This is a genomic window from Pseudomonas sp. NEEL19 (assembly GCF_028751975.1).
Taxonomy (GTDB): domain Bacteria; phylum Pseudomonadota; class Gammaproteobacteria; order Pseudomonadales; family Pseudomonadaceae; genus Aquipseudomonas; species Aquipseudomonas juntendi.
Window position 1 is genome coordinate 3,355,001 of sequence record NZ_CP081491.1, and the last position, 19,085, is coordinate 3,374,085.

The window sequence follows — 19,085 nt, forward strand, 5'->3', positions numbered from 1 at the left end:
TGTTTGCTCCCCACGCTTTCGCACCTCAGTGTCAGTATCAGTCCAGGTGGTCGCCTTCGCCACTGGTGTTCCTTCCTATATCTACGCATTTCACCGCTACACAGGAAATTCCACCACCCTCTACCGTACTCTAGCTTGCCAGTTTTGGATGCAGTTCCCAGGTTGAGCCCGGGGCTTTCACATCCAACTTAACAAACCACCTACGCGCGCTTTACGCCCAGTAATTCCGATTAACGCTTGCACCCTCTGTATTACCGCGGCTGCTGGCACAGAGTTAGCCGGTGCTTATTCTGTCGGTAACGTCAAAACAGCAAGGTATTAACTTACTGCCCTTCCTCCCAACTTAAAGTGCTTTACAATCCGAAGACCTTCTTCACACACGCGGCATGGCTGGATCAGGCTTTCGCCCATTGTCCAATATTCCCCACTGCTGCCTCCCGTAGGAGTCTGGACCGTGTCTCAGTTCCAGTGTGACTGATCATCCTCTCAGACCAGTTACGGATCGTCGCCTTGGTGAGCCATTACCTCACCAACAAGCTAATCCGACCTAGGCTCATCTGATAGCGCAAGGCCCGAAGGTCCCCTGCTTTCTCCCGTAGGACGTATGCGGTATTAGCGTTCCTTTCGAAACGTTGTCCCCCACTACCAGGCAGATTCCTAGGCATTACTCACCCGTCCGCCGCTGAATCAAGGAGCAAGCTCCCGTCATCCGCTCGACTTGCATGTGTTAGGCCTGCCGCCAGCGTTCAATCTGAGCCATGATCAAACTCTTCAGTTCAATACTGCTTGGGTTTTTAAGAAACCCTAAACTTGGCTCAGCAATCTCAAATGACTATGTGATTTCTCGCATGGTCACTTGTGATGCTGATAATCTTTTTGACTATCAGTCCGTACTCACAAGCACCCACACGAATTGCTTGATTCGATTTGTTAAAGAGCGGTTGGTTAAGAGTGTTTTGTCTCAACCGAGGCGCGCATTCTACGCTTTCCTCATTTGCTGTCAAGCGTTTATTTTGAAGTTTTTTGCGAGAAACTCGTTTAGCTTCAAACACTTGACTCAACACAGTGGCTGGCAATGCCTGCTACCGCGTTGGAATGGTGCGCATTATAGGGCGGCGTTTTTGTAGGTCAACCTTTAATTTCAATAATTTAGGTTTTCCGCAGAATCCCGGCAGCCGAGCAACAGCGTGCTCGGCCTGCACCCTGCCCTGCACGCTAGCCAGCGCTACAAAACCTCTGTAGGGCACCTTGCCCACTACCCAGCTAATTGCGCACTATATTGCTCACCCCTCCCTCTCCAAGGAATGCCGCCCTTAAATGAACACCCAGCCCCGCAGCCTGGCCGCCACCCTCTTCCCGATAGGCTTGCTGCTGATTGCCATGGCATCGATCCAGTCAGGCGCTTCCTTGGCCAAGAGCATGTTCCCCATCGTTGGCGCACAAGGCACCACCACCCTGCGGCTGATCTTCGCCAGCATCATCATGCTGCTGATACTGCGCCCCTGGCGGGTTCGCCTGACCGCCAAAACCCTGCGCAACGTCATCATTTATGGCATGGCCCTGGGCGGCATGAATTTCCTCTTTTATATGGCACTGCAAACGGTGCCCATTGGCATTGCCGTGGCCCTTGAGTTCACCGGTCCGCTAGCCGTGGCGCTGCTGTCGTCGCGTCGACCCACCGACTTCCTTTGGATCGCATTGGCCATTGTTGGCTTGCTGCTCTTGCTGCCAGCCGGCCATGGCGGGCAAGCACTTGACCCTGTGGGCGCAGCCTATGCCCTGGGGGCGGGTGTATGCTGGGCACTGTATATCCTGTTCGGGCAACGCGCCGGCGCCGAGCATGGCATCCAGAGTGCCGCCCTGGGCGTTGTGGTAGCCGCCCTGTTCGTCGCACCTATCGGCATCGCCCATGCCGGCAGCGCACTGCTCACCCCGGCACTGATTCCCGTAGCGCTCGCCGTTGCAGTGCTGTCCACCGCCCTGCCCTACAGCCTGGAGATGGTTGCCCTGACGCGCATTCCGGCGCGCACTTTCGGCACCCTCATGAGCATCGAGCCTGCATTCGGGGCGCTGTCGGGCCTTTTGTTCCTTGGCGAAGTTCTGACAGTCACCCAATGGCTGGCGATCCTGGCGATCATTGCGGCCTCTGTGGGCACCACGCTGTCGATGCGAAAAGAAACCAGCCCACCCATCGCCGCCGACTGATATGAGAAATATTTTCATTTGAGACCGTATTAATGATTGTCGCGATCGGCCCCGCTGATTAAGCTGTCACAGCATCACGATCTTCACGCGCTCTACTGAAGCGAACATTGGCGCTGAGGAAATTCAGGAAGAACCGAAGCGATAACGACAGGGTCTGACATCGGATTCGCCCTGCATATAAGGACAGGAATGAAACGTATTTTTCTCATCCTGGCCATCTTGGCTATTGCTGGATGTGCCGCCACGGCCAAGACCGAGGTCAAGAAGGGCAAAAAGGGCCTGCATATCAATTGCTCCGGCCTTTCATCCTCGTGGGACAAGTGTTACAGCAAGGCGGCAAGCGCTTGCAGCACCCGCGGTTACCGGGTGGTCGCACGGTCTGGTGACAGCGACGAAGAAGACGGTGACTATTTGTTCGGCATCAACCCAGCGGGCTACACCAGCCGCAGCATGATCGTCATCTGCAAATAGCAGCAAGGGCAGCGCATCGGCTGCCCTCTTTGCCGCGCTTTATAGCGGCGCGGTGCGCGCTTCGAGCCAGCCAAGCGCCTCCCCTTTCAACAACGGGGCCAAACGCTCGCGCACGTGGGCATGATAGCCATTGAGCCACTCCAGTTCGCATTGGGTCAGTCGTTCGGGCAGGAGGCAGCGGGTGTCGATCGGGCACAGCGTCAAGGTCTCGAAGTTCAGGAAGTCACCGAAGGCGCTCGTGCCTGCTTCGCGGTTGACCACCAGATTCTCGATGCGTACCCCCCATTGCCCAGGCCTGTAGGTGCCCGGCTCGATCGAGCTGATCATGCCCGGCTGCATGGCCGTATGGGGCGCCGGTGCCGCCTGGTAGGCAATCACTTGCGGCCCCTCATGCACATTGAGGAAATAGCCCACCCCGTGCCCGGTCCCATGCCCGTAGTCGACCTGGTCAGCCCAGATCGGCGCGCGCGCAATGGCATCGAGCAGGGGCGACAGGATGCCACGGGGAAACGTGGCCCGCGACAGGGCGATCATGCCTTTGAGCACGCGGGTGCAGTCTTCCTTCTGCGCGTGGCTGGGAACACCCACCGGCACCATGCGAGTGATGTCAGTAGTCCCCCCCAGGTACTGCCCACCCGAATCGATCAGCAACAGCCCGTTGCCTTCGATGCGTGCATGCGACTGCTCGGTGGCGCGGTAATGCGGCATCGCACCATTGGCATTGAAGGCTGCAATGGTCGAAAAGCTCAGCGACACGAAATTCGCCCGCCGTGCACGTGCGGCACTCAATTGCTCGTCCACGGTCAGCTCGGTGACGACCTCTCGACCAAGGTTGGCTTCCAGCCAGGCGAAGAATTCGCACAATGCCGCCCCGTCTTCCTCCATGACCTGACGGATGTAGGGGAGATCAGCGTCACCCTTGCAGGCCTTGCTCAGGGTGGTGGGGTTCAGCCCCTCGACCAGCTCCATACCCACCGGCAAATTGGCCAACAGGCTGCAGGTGACGCGTGCCGGGTCCAGCAGCAGCCGGCTGCCTGCCGCCACGGCAGCCAGCGCCTGCCCTGCTTCGCTGTAGTCGCGCACTTCGACACCGTCGCTCGCCAGTACCTGGCGCAGGTGCGCATCCACCTTGCCCTGGCCAACGAACAGCATGGCCTGCTGCTGGCTGATCAAGGCGAAGGCCAGAAACACCGGGTTGTATGAGACGTCGCTACCGCGCAGATTGAACAGCCAAGCGATGTCATCGAGGGTGGCAATGAAGTGCCAATCGGCCCCCTTGGCCTGCATGGCCTGGCGCAACTGCGCGAGCTTTTGCGCCAGGCTCGTCGTGGCGTGCGGCTGCAAATGCTGATAGACCGGATTGCCAGGCAGCGCCGGGCGCCCGTCCCACACCTCGCCCAGCAGGTCCTGGTCGGTCACCAGCCGCGCCCCGCGCGCCTTCAGGCGCTCTGCCAATTGCCGCGCCGAGGCCAATGCCATGACGGCACCGTCGACTGCCACGGTGCCGTTGGGCTCAGCGTGCTCTCCCAGCCACTCCAGCGCGCCAGGCTTGCCCGGCGACAGCTTCATCAGCTCGATACCACTGCCGGCCAATTCATGCTCGGCCTGTTCCCAGTAGCGGCTATCGACCCATAGCCCGGCAAACGCCGAGGTCACCACCAGTGTACCCACCGAGCCATGAAACCCCGACAGCCACTGGCGCCCTTGCCAATAGCCGGGCAGGTATTCGGAGAGGTGCGGGTCGGATGAAGGCACCAGCAAGGCATCGATGTGCCTTGCCGCCATGGCCTGGCGCAGACGCATCAGGCGCTGTGGCACGCTGTATTCAAAGGGGGTCTGCACGTTCATGCGCTCTCCTGCGGCTACATCACGGTTGATCCAATAGGCGGATAATGGAGCAGGCGCCAAAGCCCTGCAATCGCCCAGGCGCGAACCGGAACCGTCCTACACAAGGACCGCCGATCAAGTATTGCTGAACTTCCCCAGGGTCACGGCTTCACACACTGTACATTCGCCACACACAGGCAGCAGACCATGCCCAGTGCCTGCCCCGCTAAAACTGCCGTCGTGCTGCTCGACACTCGGGAACATACACCCGAGCATGAGCGGGCCGTGCACCTGAAGCTCGCCGAGGGCCTGGCACGCTTGCTGGGCTGCCCCCATGTGCAGCCCACGCGACTGCCTGTCGCCACCGACAACTACTATTGCATCCCGACCGAAACCCTGACCGACACCGAGCAGGCTGCCAGCCTGGGCATTGTCAGTGAGTCCGATCTATTCGGCGGCTTGGTACCCTGCCCCTACATGGCCACCAAAGCCATTTCCCACCCGCTGCCTGCGGGAGCCTCCGGCCCTGAGGGCTGGACCGATGGCTTCGCCCGCCAGGCCGGCGACGCCTTGCTGCGCGGTTTTACGGTGTTCAGCAAACCCGATGCCCGCCATGCTGCAGGCTTGCTGTTGCGCGCTGGTCCTGTGCGGGTCAAGCCAGTACGGGCCAGAGCAGGCCGCGGGCAACAGGTGATCACAGAACTGGATCAGCTGACCCCTTTGCTGAACGGTATGGACGACCAGCAGTTGGCGGTATGGGGACTGGTGCTGGAAGAAGACCTGAGCCAAGTGCAGACCTTCAGCGTTGGTCAGGTCAGGGTGGCCGGCCTCACCTGCAGCTACCATGGCACCCAGCAACTCACCCGTGACCATCAGGGCTGCGAGGTGTACGGGGGATCTGACCTGATCGTAGTCCGTGGCGACTATCAGGCCCTGTTGCAACGCCCCCTTGAAGACCACCTGCGGCTGGCCGTGAACCAGGCCATGGTCTACGAACAGGCTGCCGAACGGCATTTTCCGGGCTTTGTGGCGTCGCGGCGCAACTACGATATCGCCCGCGGCACCACTGCCTCTGGCCAGCCATGCAGCGGGGTACTCGAACAATCCTGGCGCCTGGGCGGTGCCAGCAGCGCCGAGCTGCTGGCCCTGCAGGCATTTGCCGACGACCCGGCACTGCAGCAGGTACGAGCGTCCACCCATGAAGTGTTCGGCAGCGCCGACCTGCCCGCGGATGCCACCCTTTTCTACCAAGGAAACGACAGTGAACTCGGACAACTCAGTAAATTTGCGCGGATTCGCGAGCATGACCATTCAGAGTGAAACCGTCGAACTGCAGGTCGAGAACGACCGCATCGCCGGGACCTTGGTCAGCCCTGGCAGCAAGATGCCAGGTATTCTCTTCGTCCACGGCTGGGGTGGCAGCCAGCAACGTGACCTGGCTCGCGCCCGACACATCACCGGCCTGGGCTGCGTGTGCATGACCTTCGACCTGCGCGGCCATGAAAAAACCCAAAGCCAGCGCCTGACCGTCACCCGTGAGCAGAACCTGCAAGACCTGCTGGTGGCTTACGACCGCCTGATCAGCCACCCGGCGGTCGACAGCAACGCCATCGCCATCATCGGCAGCAGCTATGGCGGCTACCTGGCCACCTTGCTGACCCGCGAACGCCCGGTGAAATGGCTGGCCCTGCGGGTACCGGCCATGTACTGGGACGAAGAATGGGACAGCCCCAAGCAAGCCCTTGATCGTCAGCGCTTGAACGCCTACCGCCAGCGCCCCCTGGGGCCGGCCGACAACCGCGCCCTGGCCGCCTGCGCCGAGTTCGTCGGTGATGTGCTGCTGGTGGAGTCCGAACAGGACGACTATGTACCGCATAGCACCCTGATGAGCTACCGCTCGGCATTTGTCAGCGCCCACTCCCTGACCCACCGCATGGTCGACGGCGCCGACCACGCGTTATCCAGTGAAGAAAGCCAGAAAGCCTACAGCTCGATTCTGGCGGCATGGATCAGCGAAATGGTCATCGGTGCCCGCCTGGACCGGTACCCACACTACGCACCGTGGTACGCCTGACCCTCCCCTACCTGGCAATGCAGGCCGCCATCGGCGCTGCGCACCAGGCTGCGCAAGGTCTGGTAGGCCGCAAAATTGACACCCCGTGCCTGGTGCCGGCGCAACAGGTCGAGGAAGGGTTCCTCATTGAAATACTCGGCCGCCGCCGACCAGGCCTGGCGTGACTGCCATTGCAGGTACTGCAGCACCCGGCTGCCATCGTCGCTTGCCTGAATGCTGACGCCTTGCAGGCCTTCGCAGCGCGCTGCCAACACTTCGCTGCGCACCACCAGCGCTTGAGCCAACGCCTGCTGGCACGGGCTTGGCACTTCATATTCGATCATCTGGGTGAACCACAGGGCTTGAGGGTTTGCCGACATCGACAGTCTCCTGGCTACGGGCGCATGCAGCGCGATGCCGAGCAGGGTAAAACCTCAAGTTAAGTCAAGGTCAAGCGGTTTGTGCACGCGCCGACCTGGGCTTTGAAGTGACCTTGGTGCACGATGCCTGCGCGACCCTGGCACTGATGTTCGACGGCAAGCAGGTGCCAGCGGCCCAGGTACAGGATGCGACCATGGCAGCGTTGGCCTTCGCCTACGCCAAAGTCGTGAAGACGAGCGAAATGGTGGCCGCACAGGCTTGAGGTGCTCGGGGCGCTTTGCGCCCCATCCCGCCGGCAGATCACTTGCAAACCACCACGGGGCGTCGAACCTGCGGGGCCTCAGATCACCACATTACGCACAAACCGCACCGGCACGGCGCCATCGTTCCGGTAGGCGTACCGGCAATTGCTGGGGAATACCTGGAACTGCCCCACTTGCAAGCGATGTTCCATCCCCTCGATGATCAGGGTAAGTTGCCCTGCGCATACATAGATCTGCTCACTCCAACCCTCGGCATCGGCCTCGCTGGCATAACGCTCGCCCGGCGCCAGCGTCCACTCCCACAGCTCGACCTCGCGCCGCGCCGCGCTGGTGCCCAGCAAAACCGCCCGGCTCTGGGGGTGCTCGCCCGCCCAGGCCAGCTCTTCGATACGCCCTGGATCACGCAGGTCCGGCGCTTGGATCAACGTACTGAAGGCCACCCCCAACGCCTCGGCGATCAAATCCAGGGTGGTCAGGCTGACGTTCTTTTCCCCCGCCTCGATGGCCACCAGCATGCGCCGGCTAACCCCCGAGCGTTCAGCCAGCACCGCCTGGCTCATACCAGCGGCGTTGCGCAGGCTGCGAACATTGAGGCTGACGTGTTGCAGCACCGAAGCACGGTGCGCAGATTCTTTGTGCACTATATTGCTCACCGTTGTGTATTGCGCAGTATACTGCCCACTTTGCGGCGATTGTGCGCCGCCTGACGCCGAGTGTGCAAGACCATGATCCAGCCCAGCAGCAAGCCAACCCCCACCGTTACCTTTCGCCTGAGCAAGGCAGAAGTCGTGCTGGTGTTCATTACCATGTTGTGGGGCGGCACCTTTCTGCTTGTCCATAACGTGATGAGCGTCAGCGGCCCGATGTTCTTCGTCGGCCTGCGCTTTGCGGCAGCGGCGTTGTTCGTGGGCGTGGTGTCAGCGCGGGCGCTGCCTGGGCTTACCTTCACCGAGCTCAAGGCCGGCATGCTGATCGGTGTCACGATCATGCTCGGCTATGGTTTGCAGACCATGGGCCTGCAGACCATCAGCAGCAGCCAGTCGGCGTTCATCACTGCGCTGTATGTGCCGTTCGTGCCCCTGTTGCAGTGGCTGGTACTCGGCCGCCGGCCAGGCCTGATGCCCAGCATCGGCATTTGCCTGGCGTTCGCCGGCCTGATGCTGCTGGCCGGCCCGGAAGGCGGCAGCCTGCATTTCAGTGAAGGCGAAATGGTGACCCTGGTCAGCGCTGTGGCGATCGCTGGCGAGATCATCCTGATCAGCCGCTACGCCGGCCAGGTCGATGTGCGTCGGGTCACCGTTGTCCAGTTGGCGACCGCGTCGGTGTTGGCGTTTTTGATGATCGTCCCGACCCAGGAGCGCATCCCTGACTTTTCCTGGCTGCTGCTGGTCAGCGCTATCGGCCTGGGCGCGATGAGTGCGGTAATTCAGGTGGCGATGAACTGGGCGCAGAAGTCGGTCTCGCCCACCCGGGCAACGCTTATTTATGCTGGTGAGCCGGTGTGGGCTGGTATCGTCGGGCGTATCGCCGGCGAACGGCTCCCCGGCGTGGCGCTGCTGGGCGGCCTGCTGATCGTGATCGCGGTGGTAGTCAGCGAACTCAAGGTACGGCGGCGCAGCGAATGCGCCACAGGGGACGGCGAGCAGGTACCGGGTGAGCGGCAGGCAGGCCTATGAAGCAGCCAACTGCAGCTATGCTTTGTAAAAAACTGTTATAAAAAAATCACTTGTCACAGTCTATTTGTAGGATTCTGCGACAGCTTGCGTGTTGGTGATCACCCCCCCGGCACGTATGATCCTTGCAAACTTCTCCAGAATAGGCCGCTATGTCTTTGATAGTGCTATTGCTTCTGCCGTTCGTGGGCAGTTGCCTGGCAGCCGTGCTGCCGCACAACGCACGAAACGCCGAGTCCATCCTTGCCGGGCTCGTAGCCCTGGTCGGTACCGTCCAGGTAGCACTGCTTTACCCTCAGGTCGCCCACGGGGGCGTGATTCGCGAAGAGTTCCTGTGGCTGCCCAGCCTGGGCCTGAACCTGGTGCTGCGCATGGACGGCTTCGCCTGGCTGTTCTCGCTGCTGGTGCTAGGCATCGGCACGCTGGTCTCGCTGTACGCGCGCTACTACATGTCACCCCAAGACCCGGTGCCGCGCTTCTTCGCCTTTTTCCTGGCGTTCATGGGCGCCATGCTGGGCCTGGTGATCTCCGGCAACCTGATCCAGCTGGTGTTCTTCTGGGAGCTCACCAGCCTGTTCTCTTTCCTGCTTATCGGCTACTGGCACCACCGTGCAGACGCCCGCCGCGGCGCCTACATGGCACTGATGGTAACGGGCGCAGGCGGCCTGTGCCTGCTGGTGGGGGCGCTGCTGCTCGGCCATGTGGTCGGCAGCTACGACCTGGACAAGGTCCTGGCTGCCGGCGACACCATCCGCCAGCACGCGCTGTATCCGGTGCTGCTGCCCCTCATCCTGATCGGCGCCCTGAGCAAGAGCGCCCAGTTCCCCTTCCAATTCTGGCTGCCCCACGCCATGGCTGCGCCAACGCCGGTATCGGCCTACCTGCACTCCGCAACCATGGTCAAGGCCGGGGTATTCCTGCTGGCCCGCCTGTGGCCAGTGCTCTCTGGCAGCGAGGAGTGGTTCTGGATCGTCGGCGGCGCCGGCGCCATCACTCTGTTGCTCGGCGCCTTCGCCGCGATGTTCCAGAATGACCTGAAGGGCCTTCTGGCCTACTCGACCATCAGCCATCTCGGCCTGATTACCCTGCTGCTCGGCCTGAACAGCCCGCTGGCCGCGGTCGCCGCGGTGTTCCACATCCTCAACCATGCCACCTTCAAAGCCTCGCTGTTCATGGCCGCCGGCATCATCGACCACGAAAGCGGCACCCGCGACATCCGCCGCCTCAGTGGCCTGATCCGCCTGGTGCCGTACACCGCCACCCTGGCCATGGTGGCCAGTGCCTCGATGGCTGGCGTGCCCTTGATGAACGGCTTCCTGTCGAAGGAAATGTTCTTCGCTGAAACGGTGTTCATCAGCTCCACCGCCTGGGTCGAAGCCGCCCTGCCAGTAGTCGCCACCCTCGCCGGCACGTTCAGCGTGGCGTATGCGCTGCGCTTTACCGTCGATGTGTTCTTCGGCCCTACGGCCCAGGACCTGCCGCACACCCCGCATGAACCGCCGCGCTGGATGCGTGCACCGGTGGAGCTGCTGGTACTCACCTGCCTGGTCGTGGGCATTTTCCCCGCGCAGTCGGTCGGGCCGCTGCTGGCTGCCGCGGCATTGCCGGTGGTCGGCGGCACCCTGCCGGAATACAGCCTGGCGATCTGGCATGGCTGGAATGCGCCGCTGCTCATGAGCCTGCTCGCCATGAGCGGCGGTATCGTCTTGTACCTCATGTTGCGCAAGCAGCTGCGGCGGGGCCGCTTCCCTTCCCCACCGGTGATCGAGCGGTTCAACGGCAAGCGCCTGTTCGAATACGGCCAGGTGCAGTTGATGCTGCTTGCCCGGCGCATCGAGCGCCTGCTCACCAGCCGGCGTTTGCAGTCGCAGCTGTTCATGCTGGTGGTCGCCGCATTCCTGGCCGGCCTCACGCCCATGCTCTACAGCGGCCTGAGCTGGGGCGAGCGGCCGAAAATTCCCGGGTCCGGGGTATTCGTCGCGCTGTGGCTGATCGCAATCGCCTGCGCCATCGGCGCTGCCTACCAGGCCAAGTACCATCGCCTGGCAGCCCTGACCATGGTCAGCGTCTGCGGCCTGATGACCTGCATCACCTTCGTCTGGTTCTCCGCACCCGACCTGGCCCTGACCCAGCTGGTGGTGGAAGTCGTCACCACCGTGCTTATCCTGCTCGGCTTGCGCTGGTTGCCTCGGCGTATCGAAGGTGTCTCGCCATCGCCCGGCAGCCTGGAGCGTGCGCGCATACGCCGCTTGCGCGACCTGCTGCTGGCGGTACTGGTTGGTGGCGGCATGGCCTTGTTGTCGTATGCCATGCTGACGCGGCCGACACCCAATGACATTTCCTCGTTCTACCTCAGCCGCGCACTGCCGCAGGGCGGTGGCACCAATGTGGTCAACGTCATGCTGGTCGACTTCCGCGGTTTCGACACCCTCGGTGAAATCACCGTGCTGGTGGCCGTGGCGCTGACCGTATTCGCCCTGCTGCGGCGCTTCCGCCCACCCAAGGAGAGCATGCAGTTGCCGGCCCAGCAGCGCCAGCTGGCGCCTGACGTGGTCACCGACCTGATCAACCCGCGGCATGCCACCGATACCGCACTGGGCTTCATGATGGTGCCAGCGGTGCTGGTGCGCCTGCTGCTGCCCATCGCCCTGCTGGTCTCGATGTACCTGTTCATGCGGGGGCACAACCAGCCAGGGGGCGGTTTTGTCGCTGGCCTGGTAATGTCGGTGGCGTTCATCCTGCAGTACATGGTGGCGGGCACCCAATGGGTCGAGGCGCAGATGAGCCTGCGGCCGCTGCGCTGGATGGGCACCGGCCTGCTTTGCGCAACCCTCACCGGGGGCGGCGCCATGCTGCTCGGCTACCCGTTCCTGACCACCCATACCGCCCACCTGCACTTGCCCTTGCTGGGCGACGTGCACGTGGCCAGTGCGCTGTTCTTCGATGTCGGCGTGTACACCGTGGTGGTCGGTTCGACCCTGTTGATCCTCACGGCGCTGGCGCACCAGTCGGTGCGTGCCTACCGCCCGGGTAACCCGGCGAAAACCAACCAAGCAGGAGCCGCCTGATGGAAGAAGTCATTGCAGTCGCCATCGGAGTGTTGGCCGCCTCGGGCGTATGGCTGATCCTGCGCCCGCGTACCTACCAGGTCATCATGGGCCTGTGCCTGCTGTCGTACGGCGTCAACCTGTTCATCTTCAGCATGGGCAGCCTGTTCATTGGCAAAGAGCCAATTATCAAGGACGGCGTGACCCAGGACTTGCTGCATTACACCGACCCGCTGCCGCAAGCCCTGGTGTTGACCGCCATCGTGATCAGCTTTGCCATGACCGCGCTGTTCCTGGTGGTGCTGCTGGCCTCGCGGGGCCTGACCGGGACCGACCACGTCGATGGCCGGGAGCGTGACGAATGAGCGACATGAGTCAACTGATCGTCGCGCCCATCCTGCTACCGTTGGTCACGGCGGCCATGATGCTGCTGCTGGGCGAAAAACACCGCCGCATCAAAGCCCGCCTGAACCTGCTGTCGACCCTCACCGGCCTGGCCATCGCCGTCAGCCTGCTGCTGTGGGTACGCACCCAGGGCCAGGCAGAATCGATCGGCGTGTACCTGCCGGGTAACTGGCCAGCGCCATTCGGTATCGTGCTGGTGCTGGACCACTTGTCTGCGCTGCTGCTGACCCTGACCGGGGTCATCGGTTTCAGTGCCCTGTTGTTTGCCCGCGCCCGCTGGGACAGTGCCGGGGCCAGCTTTCACGCCCTGTTCCAGATCCAGCTGATGGGCCTGTACGGCGCGTTCCTCACAGCCGACCTGTTCAACCTGTTCGTGTTCTTCGAAGTGCTGCTGGCCGCTTCCTACGGCCTGTTGCTGCATGGTTCGGGGCGCGCGCGCGTGCGTGCCGGCCTGCACTACATCGCCATCAACCTGTTTGCCTCGTCGCTCTTCCTGATTGGCGCGGCGATGCTGTACGGCGTGACCGGCACCCTGAACATGGCTGACCTGGCCCTGAAGATTCCCCTGGTGCCAGAAGCTGACCGTGGCCTGCTGCACGCCGGTGCAGCCATCCTGGCCATGGCCTTCCTGGTCAAGGCCGGCATCTGGCCGCTCAACTTCTGGTTGGTACCGGCCTATGCATCGGCCAGTGCGCCGGTGGCTGCGCTGTTCGCCATCATGACCAAGGTCGGCCTGTACGCCGTGTTGCGCCTGTGGACGCTGCTGTTCTCCGGCCAGGCCGGCGCTTCGGCCCATTTCGGCGGCCAATGGCTGGTGTACGGTGGCCTGGTGACCCTGGCGGTGGCCGCAGTGTGCATTCTCGCAGCACAGCGCCTGGAACGCATGGCAGCGCTGAGCATCCTGGTTTCGGCCGGCACCCTGCTCGGCGCGGTCGGCTTTGCCCAGCCCGCGCTGACCGGTGCGGCACTGTTCTATCTGGTCAACTCGACCCTGGCACTGTGCGCCCTGTTCCTGCTCGCCGAGCTGGTCGAACGTTCGCGCTCGGCCAATGAGGCGCCGCTGGACGAAGAAGAAGATGTGATGCCGCCCCCGCTGGAGTCCCTGCACCCCCCCAAAGGTATCAACCTCGATGACGAGCAGAAGGCGGTGATCGGCCAGATCATCCCTTGGACCATGGCTTTCCTGGGCCTGAGTTTCATCGCCTGCGCCTTGCTGATCATCGGCATGCCGCCCCTCTCGGGCTTCGTCGGCAAGCTCAACCTGATCAGCGCCTTGTTCAACCCAAACGGCCTGGGCGGCCCCGTCGAGCAGCCCCTGAGTGCGGCCGGCTGGGGGCTGGTAGCGTTGCTGATACTCTCGGGCATGGCCTCGCTGATCGCCTTCGGCCGGGTTGGCATCCAACGCTTCTGGAAGCCCGAAGAGCGCCCGTCACCCGTACTGCGCCGGTTCGAATGCCTGCCGATCGTCATCTTGCTCGGCCTGTGCATCTTTCTCAGCCTCAAGGCCGAGCCATTGCTGCGCTACACCCAGGACACGGCCGCCAGCCTGCAGGCGCCAGATGCCTATATCGATGCCGTAATGGCCGCCCGGCCGATCCCTGGCCCGACTTCGCCCAGCGCCGAGGTGCTGCCATGAGCCGCATGTTCCCCGCCCCGCTCCTCTCGGTCTCGCTGTTCGGCCTGTGGCTGCTGCTCAACCTCTCGGTCAGCCCCGGTAACCTGCTGCTGGGCGCCGCCCTTGGCGTGCTGGCGCCACTGCTGATGGCCCCCTTGCGGCCGCAGCACGCACACGTCAAGCGGCCGCTGGTCGTCGCCCGGCTTATCGGCCGGGTCGGCGTCGATGTCATCATGTCCAACCTGCTGGTTGCCCGCGGCGTGCTGCGGGCCGGCAAGCAGCCGCCACGCTCGGCGTTCGTGCATATACCGCTGGCCCTGCGCGACCCGCACGGCCTGGCGGCCCTGGCGATGATTACCACGGTGGTGCCTGGCACAGTCTGGTCGGAACTGGCTCTGGACCGCAGCGTATTGCTGCTGCATGTGTTCGACCTGGACGATGAAGCGGCCTTCGTCCAGCACTTCAAGGACACGTATGAACGCCCACTGATGGAGATTTTTCAATGACAGGCCTGCTCGCCAACGCTGTCCTCGCCAGCCTGTTCATTTTCGCCCTGGCCATGGCCCTGGCGCTGTTCAGGCTGTTCCGTGGCCCGTCTGCCCAGGACCGGGTCCTGGCGCTGGACTACCTGTATATCCTGGCCATGCTGACCATGCTGGTGCTGGGTATCCGTTATGCCAGTGACACCTACTTCGAAGGTGCCCTGTTGATTGCGCTGTTCGGCTTCGTCGGCTCGTTTGCCCTGGCCAAGTTCCTGCTGCGCGGTGAGGTGATCGAATGACTGAAACCTTGGTACTGCCATTCTGGCTGGAACTGATCACGGCGGTGCTGCTGATCACCGGCAGCCTGTTCGCCCTGGTAGGTGCAGTGGGCCTGGTGCGCCTGAAAGACTACTTCCAGCGCATGCACCCACCGGCACTGGCCTCGACCATCGGCGCCTGGTGCGTGGCACTGGCCTCGATCATCTATTTTTCGTGGTTGAAGGACGCGGCGGTGCTGCACGCCTGGCTGATCCCCATTCTGCTGTCGATCACTGTGCCGGTGACCACGTTGCTGCTCGCACGGGCAGCGCTGTTCCGCAAGCGGGTGGCGAAAGAGCCAGTGCCTGAAGAGGTCAGCAGCGGCTGCGACAGTGGCAACTGAAGGTCTGCCGCCTCACACCTGGCTCAGGCGCTGCAACTCGCGGCGCACCATGGCGGCGTAAGGGGGCGGGCCGAGCCTGTACAGCTCTGCCGCCACCCAGTTCAACCAGGCCCCTTGCAGTGCCTCGCGCCGGGCCAGCATACGCCGCGCCTCGGCTACGGCAGCCGCATGATGCTGCCGATGAAACTCCGCCCGGCTGGCGGGCGCATCATCAGTTGCAGTCATTCACTGGCCTTGAAGGTGGTCAGCTCGCCCTTGCGCCATTTGGCAACTTTGCCGGTTACCGCCTTCAGCAACTTGCCCAGGCCTTCCTGTATCTGCTGCTGCGCGGCGAATACCAACATGACCCCTTGGCCTTCGCGAAACACGATGCCCTCGCCTTCCGGCACGGAAACGAAAGCGTAATCACCCACGCCATAGACATTCAACTTGATTTCCCGAAAGCGCATTTCCAACTTGCCGCCCTCGCGGCTGGGCAATACGGCAGCGCGGAAATGGTCGCCAACTTTCAGTTCCAGGCGCTGTTTATCGTCTACCACCAACGCACTTTCTGTGTCGATTTCGGCCATGTAGAGGCCTTCGGGATTCTGTTCGGTTACATAAATGAAGCGGCCCTGGAACAGTTGGGCCAATTTACCGCGCAAGTCGCCGAGGGCGAACAACGCATGGGTATCAAGTGTGCTGACTGCCAATGAAGTAATCCTCAACCGGTTACAACCCGCCCTCACCCAAGCTCGGGGAGGCACGGCCCTGTCTTATCGATAGGCGAAAAGAGTAATAAAGCGATATACGAAATGTCTGTGCCCGCCGACGATGCAGCGCGCAGGAAACTTTACTCTGGTTTGCCAGATTCGCCTTCAACCGAAGGCGTTTGGCCCATTCCCGGCACGGGAAACGTGATGCCTGAGATCACTCGCCAGAAAACACGGCCAGGGCGTGAGCCTGCAAGAAGGCAAACCCTGGTGCGCATTACTGTAGGACAAATATGCCCGAAAACACTGAAACCCGTCGAGAGGCAAACAACATTTTCAGGCGGCGAGCCCTTTCTTCAGTTGTTGCTGCCAGGCAGCCTGGCACTCCAACGCTTCCTCGCGCGTGGCAAAAGCGGTACCGCGCCGCTCACCGTTGACCAGCACCACCCAGCAGACACGCCTGCCCAGTGCCTGCATTGTGGCGGGCACACTTGAACCGATCATCACGGCCACATCGACTCGGCTATGCATCATTCCCTCCGGAATTTAAGTAGCACCCTAACGATATAGCCATGATACGCCTGCGCCCAAGGATGAAACAGCGCCGCCCGGTACAGCTGTGTTACGCCTGCAGCAACAAAAACGGGGCGACAACAAACGCAAAAAGCCCCAGGGATCGCTCCGTGGGGCTCGGCACCGCGCGAGGGGTTACACCTGGCGCTGGTGGCGGTCGAGCTGCTCGTGGCGCTCTTGGGCTTCGATGCAGTATTTGGTGGTCGGGCTGATCAGCAGACGCTTCAGGCCGATGGGCTCACCGCTGTCGTCGCACCAGCCGAAGCTTTCGTCGGCAATACGGTCCAGGGCCATTTCCAGCTGAGGCAGCAGGCGCTGGTCGCGGTCGATGGCATTCACCAGCCAGCTGCGCTCTTCTTCGACCGAAGCCACGTCGGCTGGGTCCGACGGCGTGTCCAGGCCTTCGATGGTGGTGCGGCTGAGCTCGATGCGTTCATGGGTTTCGACTTTCATCGCCTGCAGCAGCTCAGTGAAGAAGGCGAGCTGGTCGGCGTTCATGTAGTCATCGGCCGACATGGCCAGCAACTGTTCCTTGGTCATCGATTTCTCTATGAAAAAATGTGCATTTGGGCGATTCAGGTGCCGCCGACGCCTCGGCATCGGCAACGGAATTCTTCAAGCGCCAATCGGCACTCTTTTACAGGGGGCGGCAGTCTAAGGCGCCACGTCGCGTGGAGCAACTGCAAAAGGCTGCGAATTTGCTTTCCGGCACCAGAATCCGCTGGTCGGTGTCGAGCTGGCAGCTGGGGCCAGCGCCCAGATGGGTTGCGCGCCGAGCGGGTCGGAGCCGCCCAGGCGCGAACAGTTGGTCACACACTTCAATCAACGGTCGTTGAACTGTGCCTCACGCTTGGCAATGAAAGCGGCCATGCCTTCTTTCTGGTCCTCGGTGGCGAAAGCCGCGTGGAATACACGGCGTTCAAACCGCACACCCTCGCTGAGGGTAACTTCAAACGCCCGGTTGACGCTTTCCTTCACCATCATGCTCACCGGAATCGACTTGCTGGCGATGGTCGCCGCAACTTTCAGTGCCTCCTCCACTAGGTCGGCCTGCGGCACGATCCGCGCCACCAGCCCGGCCCGCTCCGCCTCTTCAGCGCCCATCAGGCGACCGGTCAGGCACAGCTCCATCGCCTTGGCCTTGCCCACCGCCCGTGTCAGGCGCTGCGTGCCGCCCATGCCCGGCAGTACGCCAAGGTTGATTTCCGGTTGGCCGAATTTGGCATTGTCGGCGGCGAGGATGAAATCGCACATCATCGCCAGCTCACAGCCGCCGCCCAGGGCAAAGCCGGACACCGCAGCAATGATCGGTTTGCGGCGGTTGGCGATACGGTCGGCATCGCTGAACAGGTCATCGACGTAGATCTGCGGGTATTGCAGCTCGGCCATTTCCTTGATGTCGGCACCCGCGGCAAACGCCTTCGCCGAGCCGGTCAGCACCACGCAGCCAATATTGGCATCGCGCTCCAGCTGATCGAGGGCCTGGTTGATTTCGCCGACGATCTGCGCGTTCAGCGCGTTCAGCGCCTGCGGCCGGTTGAGGGTGATCAGGCCGACCTTGCCGTGGATATCCAACAGGATGGTTTCGAATGCCATGCAATCTGCTCCTTCATAGGTTGCGCGCAATGACCATGCGCTGAATGTCGCTGGTGCCTTCGTAAATCTGGCAAACCCGAACGTCGCGGTAAATCCGCTCCAGGGGGAAGTCGCTCAGATAGCCATAACCGCCCAGGGTCTGCAAGGCGTGCGAACAGACCTTTTCGGCCATTTCCGAGGCAAACAGTTTGGCCATTGATGCTTCCACCAGGGCTGGGCGCCCGGCATCGCGTAGCGCAGCGGCGTGCAACACCATCTGCCGGGCCACCGCGATCTGGGTCGCCATATCAGCCAGGCGGAACGCCACCGCCTGGTGCTCGACCAACGCCTTGCCGAAGCTTTGCCGCTCGTTGGCGTACTCACGCGCCACTTCAAACGCGGCCCGGGCCATGCCCACCGCCTGGGAAGCAATACCGATACGGCCACCTTCAAGGTTGGCCAGGGCGATCTTGTAGCCCTCACCCTCGGCACCCAGCCGGTTGGCCACCGGCACCCGCACATTGTCGAAGACGATCTGGCAGGTGTCGGAAGCGTGCTGGCCGAGTTTGTCCTCTACCCGTGCCACCTGGTAGCCGGGTGAATCGGTGGGCACGATGAAGGCGCTGATGCCGCGCTTGCCGGCATCCGGGTCGGTTACGGCAAACACGATCACTACCCCGGCGTTCTGGCCGGAAGTGATGAATTGCTTGCTGCCACTGAGCACGTAATGGTCGCCATCCAGACGGGCGCGGGTCTTCAGGCTGCTGGCGTCAGAACCCGCCTGTGGTTCGGTCAGGGCAAAGGCACCGAGCATCGCGCCGCTGGCCAGCGGCGTCAGGAACTGCGCTTTCTGTTGCTCGCTGCCAAAGTGCAGGATCGGCACGCAGCCCACCGAGTTGTGTACGCTCATGATGGTCGAGCACGCGCCATCACCTGCAGCAATCTCCTCCAGGGCCATGGCATAGGCCACGTAGCCGGTGTCGCTGCCACCCCAGGCTTCCGGCACCAGCATGCCGAACAGGCCCAGCTCGGCCATTTCGTCGATCGCCTCCTTGGGGAAGCGGTGCGCCTTGTCCCACTGCTCTGCAAACGGCTTGAGGCGCTCCTGGGCGAAAGCACGGACCGCGTCGCAAATCTGTTGTTGCTCGTCAGTTACCAGCAT

20 protein-coding genes, 1 rRNA gene and 1 pseudogene (1 of these 22 cut by a window edge) are annotated in these 19,085 nt (G+C 62.3%); 12 read left to right on the top strand and 10 right to left on the bottom strand.

What is annotated here, in order from left to right; all coding sequences use genetic code 11:
• Positions 1 to 778 (bottom strand): 16S ribosomal RNA (locus K4A76_RS14935); it reaches 759 nt to the left of the window's first position.
• Positions 779 to 1,317: 539 nt separating this feature from the next.
• On the opposite strand from K4A76_RS14935, the gene rhtA reads away from it, so the two are divergent.
• Positions 1,318 to 2,205 (top strand): threonine/homoserine exporter RhtA, encoded by an 888-nt coding sequence (rhtA, locus tag K4A76_RS14940; RefSeq protein WP_054911752.1) that lies wholly within the window; start codon positions 1,318 to 1,320, stop codon positions 2,203 to 2,205.
• Between the two features lie 189 nt (positions 2,206 to 2,394).
• Positions 2,395 to 2,676 (top strand): hypothetical protein, encoded by a 282-nt coding sequence (locus K4A76_RS14945; RefSeq protein ID WP_009684158.1) that lies wholly within the window; start codon positions 2,395 to 2,397, stop codon positions 2,674 to 2,676.
• 39 nt (positions 2,677 to 2,715) lie between these two features.
• Here K4A76_RS14945 and K4A76_RS14950 read toward each other — a convergent pair whose 3' ends face one another.
• On the bottom strand, positions 2,716 to 4,524 hold the full coding sequence (locus K4A76_RS14950; RefSeq protein WP_274410593.1) for an aminopeptidase P family protein: 1,809 nt from the start codon (positions 4,522 to 4,524) through the stop codon (positions 2,716 to 2,718).
• A gap of 186 nt (positions 4,525 to 4,710) precedes the next feature.
• On the opposite strand from K4A76_RS14950, the gene K4A76_RS14955 reads away from it, so the two are divergent.
• Both K4A76_RS14955 and K4A76_RS14960 read left to right on the top strand, forming a co-directional pair.
• The gene (locus tag K4A76_RS14955) at positions 4,711 to 5,823 is read left to right on the top strand and encodes a DUF3182 family protein (RefSeq protein WP_274410594.1); all 1,113 of its coding nucleotides are present in this window, start codon (positions 4,711 to 4,713) and stop codon (positions 5,821 to 5,823) included.
• On the top strand, positions 5,807 to 6,577 hold the full coding sequence (locus K4A76_RS14960; RefSeq protein ID WP_009684161.1) for an alpha/beta hydrolase family protein: 771 nt from the start codon (positions 5,807 to 5,809) through the stop codon (positions 6,575 to 6,577). The genes K4A76_RS14955 and K4A76_RS14960 overlap by 17 nt, the downstream gene beginning before the upstream one ends.
• Here the strand turns inward: K4A76_RS14960 and K4A76_RS14965 are convergent.
• Positions 6,556 to 6,936, bottom strand: a complete 381-nt coding sequence (locus K4A76_RS14965; RefSeq protein ID WP_274410595.1) for an antibiotic biosynthesis monooxygenase — start codon at positions 6,934 to 6,936, stop codon at positions 6,556 to 6,558. The two genes, K4A76_RS14960 and K4A76_RS14965, sit on opposite strands and share 22 nt — an antisense overlap.
• 74 nt (positions 6,937 to 7,010) lie before the next feature.
• On the opposite strand from K4A76_RS14965, the pseudogene K4A76_RS14970 reads away from it, so the two are divergent.
• A pseudogene (locus K4A76_RS14970) lies at positions 7,011 to 7,199 on the top strand (cysteine hydrolase); the annotation flags it as partial.
• Between the two features lie 78 nt (positions 7,200 to 7,277).
• On the opposite strand, the gene K4A76_RS14975 reads toward K4A76_RS14970, so the two are convergent.
• Positions 7,278 to 7,841 carry a helix-turn-helix domain-containing protein gene (locus tag K4A76_RS14975; protein WP_009684164.1) on the bottom strand — a complete coding sequence of 188 codons (564 nt, stop codon included), beginning with the start codon at positions 7,839 to 7,841 and terminating at the stop codon, positions 7,278 to 7,280.
• A gap of 84 nt (positions 7,842 to 7,925) precedes the next feature.
• Between K4A76_RS14975 and K4A76_RS14980 the strand changes: the two genes are divergently transcribed.
• The 7 genes from K4A76_RS14980 to K4A76_RS15010 all read left to right on the top strand — a co-directional run bounded on the left by K4A76_RS14980 (position 7,926) and on the right by K4A76_RS15010 (position 15,083).
• Positions 7,926 to 8,876 (top strand): DMT family transporter, encoded by a 951-nt coding sequence (locus K4A76_RS14980; protein ID WP_009684165.1) that lies wholly within the window; start codon positions 7,926 to 7,928, stop codon positions 8,874 to 8,876.
• Positions 8,877 to 9,025: 149 nt separating this feature from the next.
• The gene (locus K4A76_RS14985) at positions 9,026 to 11,941 is read left to right on the top strand and encodes a monovalent cation/H+ antiporter subunit A (RefSeq protein ID WP_047149842.1); all 2,916 of its coding nucleotides are present in this window, start codon (positions 9,026 to 9,028) and stop codon (positions 11,939 to 11,941) included.
• The gene (locus K4A76_RS14990; protein ID WP_003250128.1) at positions 11,941 to 12,285 is read left to right on the top strand and encodes a Na+/H+ antiporter subunit C; all 345 of its coding nucleotides are present in this window, start codon (positions 11,941 to 11,943) and stop codon (positions 12,283 to 12,285) included. The genes K4A76_RS14985 and K4A76_RS14990 overlap by 1 nt, the downstream gene beginning before the upstream one ends.
• Positions 12,282 to 13,961 carry a monovalent cation/H+ antiporter subunit D gene (locus K4A76_RS14995; RefSeq protein WP_009684168.1) on the top strand — a complete coding sequence of 560 codons (1,680 nt, stop codon included), beginning with the start codon at positions 12,282 to 12,284 and terminating at the stop codon, positions 13,959 to 13,961. The genes K4A76_RS14990 and K4A76_RS14995 overlap by 4 nt, the downstream gene beginning before the upstream one ends.
• Positions 13,958 to 14,446 carry a Na+/H+ antiporter subunit E gene (locus tag K4A76_RS15000; RefSeq protein WP_009684169.1) on the top strand — a complete coding sequence of 163 codons (489 nt, stop codon included), beginning with the start codon at positions 13,958 to 13,960 and terminating at the stop codon, positions 14,444 to 14,446. The genes K4A76_RS14995 and K4A76_RS15000 overlap by 4 nt, the downstream gene beginning before the upstream one ends.
• A complete protein-coding gene (locus K4A76_RS15005) occupies positions 14,443 to 14,721 on the top strand; it encodes a K+/H+ antiporter subunit F (protein ID WP_009684170.1) in 279 nt (92 codons plus the stop codon). Before K4A76_RS15000 ends, K4A76_RS15005 begins: the two co-directional genes overlap by 4 nt.
• Positions 14,718 to 15,083 carry a Na+/H+ antiporter subunit G gene (locus K4A76_RS15010; protein WP_009684171.1) on the top strand — a complete coding sequence of 122 codons (366 nt, stop codon included), beginning with the start codon at positions 14,718 to 14,720 and terminating at the stop codon, positions 15,081 to 15,083. Before K4A76_RS15005 ends, K4A76_RS15010 begins: the two co-directional genes overlap by 4 nt.
• 12 nt (positions 15,084 to 15,095) lie before the next feature.
• Here the strand turns inward: K4A76_RS15010 and K4A76_RS15015 are convergent, their stop codons facing one another.
• From K4A76_RS15015 to K4A76_RS15040, 6 genes are all read right to left on the bottom strand, one after another.
• Entirely contained in the window at positions 15,096 to 15,308 is a 213-nt protein-coding gene (locus K4A76_RS15015; protein ID WP_274410596.1) for a hypothetical protein, read from the bottom strand.
• On the bottom strand, positions 15,305 to 15,775 hold the full coding sequence (locus K4A76_RS15020) for a hypothetical protein (RefSeq protein ID WP_033744322.1): 471 nt from the start codon (positions 15,773 to 15,775) through the stop codon (positions 15,305 to 15,307). Before K4A76_RS15020 ends, K4A76_RS15015 begins: the two co-directional genes overlap by 4 nt.
• Positions 15,776 to 16,111: 336 nt before the next feature.
• A complete protein-coding gene (locus tag K4A76_RS15025) occupies positions 16,112 to 16,306 on the bottom strand; it encodes a hypothetical protein (RefSeq protein WP_054904896.1) in 195 nt (64 codons plus the stop codon).
• 177 nt (positions 16,307 to 16,483) lie between these two features.
• On the bottom strand, positions 16,484 to 16,888 hold the full coding sequence (locus K4A76_RS15030; protein ID WP_003250099.1) for a TraR/DksA family transcriptional regulator: 405 nt from the start codon (positions 16,886 to 16,888) through the stop codon (positions 16,484 to 16,486).
• 282 nt (positions 16,889 to 17,170) lie between these two features.
• Positions 17,171 to 17,944, bottom strand: coding sequence for an enoyl-CoA hydratase (locus K4A76_RS15035; RefSeq protein WP_009684175.1), 774 nt, complete (start codon positions 17,942 to 17,944; stop codon positions 17,171 to 17,173).
• Positions 17,945 to 17,957: 13 nt separating this feature from the next.
• Positions 17,958 to 19,085 (bottom strand): acyl-CoA dehydrogenase, encoded by a 1,128-nt coding sequence (locus K4A76_RS15040; RefSeq protein ID WP_274410597.1) that lies wholly within the window; start codon positions 19,083 to 19,085, stop codon positions 17,958 to 17,960.